The 3,685-nt window shown below is 56.0% G+C and carries 4 protein-coding genes; 3 read left to right on the top strand and 1 reads right to left on the bottom strand.

Annotation, left to right across the window (positions count from 1 at the left end):
* A partial coding sequence (locus VMU57_RS07610; RefSeq protein WP_325382078.1) for a hypothetical protein occupies window positions 1–1,273 on the bottom strand: 1,273 nt, incomplete at its 3' end.
* A 267-nt stretch (window positions 1,274–1,540) separates the two neighbouring features.
* Here VMU57_RS07610 and VMU57_RS22990 point away from each other — a divergent pair.
* From VMU57_RS22990 to VMU57_RS07600, 3 genes are all read left to right on the top strand, one after another.
* Window positions 1,541–1,825: a helix-turn-helix domain-containing protein gene (locus VMU57_RS22990; RefSeq protein ID WP_414648615.1), complete on the top strand. Its 285-nt coding sequence runs from the start codon at window positions 1,541–1,543 to the stop codon at window positions 1,823–1,825.
* Complete coding sequence (locus VMU57_RS07605) at window positions 1,822–2,649, top strand: serine/threonine-protein kinase (protein WP_325382076.1); 828 nt, start codon at window positions 1,822–1,824, stop codon at window positions 2,647–2,649. The genes VMU57_RS22990 and VMU57_RS07605 overlap by 4 nt, the downstream gene beginning before the upstream one ends.
* Before the next feature lie 68 nt (window positions 2,650–2,717).
* Window positions 2,718–3,584, top strand: coding sequence for a hypothetical protein (locus tag VMU57_RS07600; RefSeq protein ID WP_325382074.1), 867 nt, complete (start codon window positions 2,718–2,720; stop codon window positions 3,582–3,584).
* Window positions 3,585–3,685: the final 101 nt, after the last annotated feature.

The following is a 3,685-nucleotide window of genomic DNA, read 5'->3' as shown; positions in this document are numbered from 1 at the left end:
TCTTGCGAATTCGCTCGATTCGCTCACGTGTATCTCGAGGGTCCCTCCCAACTAAGCCGCATAACGCATCGAGTTCGCCTGCTCGGTCGTCTCGATAGCCAACACGGTCCACGAGGGCAACAATTTCCAGTGCCTCCCGGTCTTTGGTGTCAAATCCGAACAGACTCGAAAATCTGGATTCATAGTAAGAATGAGCGTCACGAAGGGCGGACGAAAGATCTCCGGTCTCCTGGATCTCAGAATCGTGCCTGCACATGTACACCGCAAAGCGCAGGGAGCCATTTGCTATCTGGGTGTACCGGATGCGTCGATCAAGGGGCACGCTGTCAAAATTCGCCTCCAACACCTTCAGCGTTTCCTGTTCCGTGGCTCCGCGGATATGCAATTCCGGTTCGAGCGTACGGGTGCGTTCGAGGGCGTTATCGATCGTAATTAGCCTCACCCTATGTTCGTTGCCGCGTAGAATTCCTGAAAGCTGAAAGCGGGCGCGACTCAGGCACTCATCCGCAACCAGGATGGCGCTTTGAGTTCCGTTGTTCGTGAGTGCCGTTGCAATCTCAATTGCCGCTTGCTCGTCATTCGTATAGAGGACAAGCTCCCTTTGATTTGGTTCGCGATCAAGAATCTCAAAAACTGCTCGGGTCTTGCCTACACCCGCATTTCCATACAGCGTCAGCGCCACGTCGGTCGGTTTCCGCGACCAATCAAGATGAGACTCCACCCTGGCTGCCCAATCTGGGTAGTGCTCGGTAGGAACAAAGAGCGGGGTCTCCCCGATTGCCGAACGCTTCCAGGTCTCGTACCAACGGAACTTCTCCACAGGCAAGCGGACGTAGCGCGCCACAATCGAAGGATATTGGTTTGCCAGTGCGGCCAGGTCAGAAGGAAGCAGAATTAGCGCGGGAGGAGCGGACGCATTCACTTCTTTCACATATTTGTTGAGTTCATCTTGCAGCGCCTTTTTATCCGGCGGCGCAGCATCCTCGCAAATACAGAGTCGATACGCATAACCTCTGGCGATCAAGTCGCGCGCATCCTTTTTGCTTGCACCGTGAATATCATCGCGAACTGAAGCGGGCGTGACGTCGGCAAATCTCCTTGCCTTGAACTGCCACAAGGTCGGCCCGGCGAGGTATCCCTTGCAGTTAGCGTCACTGCCGCTGTCAATTTGCGTGTCGATCCCGCCGTCCGACAGATTCGTTCTCAGGTTTGTGTGTACGTCCCTAGCCGGGATGCCCAACGTAGCGGCCGTGGCTCGCAGCAAAGCATCCATGAACTCTGTAAAAGGCTTTCCCGTACCATCGAGGAATAGGCGAAAGTGGTCGGCAGTTATGAACAGAAACATGAAAATCCTCGGAATGGGTAGACAGCGGCCACTCTACCAGCTTTTCATGGAACCTGCACCGACCATGCTCAGACAGCGTTTTCAATTCACGCGTACCCACGCATGTTGTCCGTCAATGCTCAGGGTCGGAGCGGCTATATAGCATGTGTTATAACAGTTGTTGCCGGCGAGACTTTAATGGAGTACACTTAACGCATGCTTGACGCCGCTCGCCTAGTTGCCATCCGGAAGAGGCTAGCTCTTTCCCAGGAACAAATGGCTCGACTCTTGAACGTATCTTTCGTGACCGTCAATCGTTGGGAAGGCGGTCATTCGGGCCCCACCGGATCGACGCTTGACCTCTATACGGCGATCGATGTCGCGATTCGAGCCGGTCAGTCGCCGGAAGCAATCACACGGGCTGCGAGCGGTGAAAGGGGCTCCTTTCTGTACACTCTGTTCCGAATGGCTTATGCGCACTCTGGAGGAAAGTCTCGATGAATTACCAAGTCATGTGTCTCACTCCCCTCGGCTCTGGCGGAAATGCTGACTTACAAGTCGGTCGCCTGACCGACAACGGTGAGCAAGTCGTTGTCAAGTTTCTTCGAGACTTTCACCTGCCACACGCACGGCAAGCCTTCGCGAGAGAGGTACGCATCCTGTCCCAGAACTTTCCGGGCATGGTACGTCTTCTGTTTGCGAACATGGAGACAGAGCGCCCGTACTACGTTATGCCATTCTTAAGTGGTGGATCCCTGCGTCAATATGTCGGTCGCCTCTCCGGCGAACAACTCCTCGCGGTTGCCCATGAGGTTGGACGTTCTCTCGCAGCCTTGCATGCGCGCCATGTTGCGCACGGTGACATTAAGCCAGACAATATTCTTGTATCCGGCGACGGAAGACTTCAGGTCGCTGATCCGCTCGGCAATGGTTTCGGCTGCACGGTCTTGTTCTCACAGAACCACGGGGGTACGCCTGGCTATTGGGCTCCGGAAGTGCATGCGGGCAATCCGATTTCTAAAGCTGGCGATCTGTACTCCTACGGTGCGACGCTCTACCACCTTGCCACAGGGCAGAAACCGCGGGACGGTCAACGACTCGATCTGGTCGTAGGGCACTGGAACGGGTGTTCACGAATTCGGCGAACCATTGCCGCCTGCTGTCATCCGGATCCTGGGATGAGGCCCGATATCCTAGAAGCACTCCGTTTGCTTAACGGAGAATCCTGGACTCATCTTCAACAGGTACGCCTGGAACAGAGGCAGCGAGCGGTCGTCTGTGCGGTCGGTATTCTCGGCCTCTTAGTCGTCGCGCTCGCCACATAATCGTGGCGGTCGCTTGGTCCGATTCGAACTTAATTTTGCCCTAGCTGCCAGGTGATATAACTCGCCCCGTGGAGAGCGACAAGCACACACTCGCGGAAACAGTTGCAGCACTCAGGCTGAAGGTCGATGACCAGTTTTCCGGCTGGGCCATCGACGGCGCACTGCGCGCTCTGACAGACAGCGAGAACCCGTTGCGCCTCAACTTCTTTTCCACGGGGATGCGCATACTATTCGAGCATCTGATGGACACATTGTCGCCGGAAGACGAAGTGGTCAAGACATCGTGGTTCACTCCCGAACGAGACGATGGCAAGCCTAGCCGGGGGCAACGAGTCTTGTTTGCCATCCAGGGCGGCCTCTCTGAAGCTTTCGTAAAAGAGAAGCTGAAGGTGGATTTGCCGCCACTTCGAAAGCGCCTGACGGATGCCTTCGCCGAGCTGAGCAAGCACGTCCATGGCAGTGAAAATACGATCATCCGGGACCAAGTAGAGCAGGACACAGTTGCCGAGAGAACGGCGGTGTCCATGGGTTCGTTTCTGGACGCCCTTCGTGAGTGCCGCGAAGCGGTCCTTAAACCGATAGCCGATGCTCTCGACAGCGCTGCGGTCGATGCGTTGCTGAGTGACGCAATGCTGGAAGTGGACGGGCTGGCAACGCACTTTTCGGTGGACGAACTTTATGTGGAGAGCGTCATTGTGTCCTCGATTGGAGCGGACAAGATCACATACGAGGTCACCGGTTCGGTCGAGGTGACGCTCCAGTGGGGGTCGAACTCCGATGTTCGCCGGGGCGACGGCGCGGAGTCGGCCCAGTCCTTTCCCTTCCATTGTGAATTTCAGCTACCTCTCGACGATCCGTGGGATGTCGATCGGGCAATACTCACTTACGGCGTCGACGTTAGCAGGTGGCACGATATGATGACTCCAGACGAATAACCAACTCAGTCGGCACGCCACTTTGCCACTCCTGGCCTGATTCGGATGCTGCGGAGAAGCGCATTGGCAAGATCGCTTTCATGGGGGCCCGTTTGCGGTAC

This window comes from Edaphobacter sp., from assembly GCF_035532915.1.
Classification (GTDB): Bacteria; Acidobacteriota; Terriglobia; order Terriglobales; family Acidobacteriaceae; genus Edaphobacter.
The sequence above is the reverse complement of the archived record's forward strand: the minus strand, read 5'-3'. Positions and strand labels throughout refer to the sequence as shown.